This is a genomic window from Virgibacillus sp. M23 (assembly GCF_034190895.1).
Lineage (GTDB): Bacteria > Bacillota > Bacilli > Bacillales > Amphibacillaceae > Virgibacillus > Virgibacillus salarius.
The window spans coordinates 1-389 of record NZ_JAWDHA010000374.1 but is presented as its reverse complement, the minus strand read 5'-3'; the positions used below and the strand labels follow the sequence as shown (position 1 = coordinate 389).

At 42.4% G+C, this 389-nt stretch carries 1 protein-coding gene; it reads left to right on the top strand.

Annotated features, from left to right (window positions below):
* Positions 1-98: 98 nt before the first annotated feature.
* On the top strand, positions 99-389 hold a 291-nt coding region (locus RVS70_RS23075), incomplete at its 3' end, for an ATP-binding cassette domain-containing protein (protein WP_321135076.1).

Here is a 389-nt window from a genome sequence, read left to right as displayed (position 1 = left end):
AACCTGTTCTACTTTATCTTTGCTACCAAAAGGCATCTGTTTCACTGTATAGTTAAATATAATATCTGCCTACTTATTATTGAAAGGTGATTATTGGAATGGAAGCAATTAATCAAACACAAAACATACCAGCGATCTCCTTCAGATCAGTCAGAAAAAGCTATAAACAAGATGGACAAACCTATGATGTACTGCGGGATGTCACCGGAGACATTCAACAGGGTGCAATCGTAGCCGTTTTAGGCCCTTCCGGCTCAGGCAAAAGCACCCTCCTTTCCTTGTGTAATTTAATGAGAACGCCTGACAGCGGCGAAGTCAACATATATGGAAAGGAAATCAGAGAATGGAATGTCAATGAGCTGCGACGAACGGCTGCCCTCGCGTTTCAG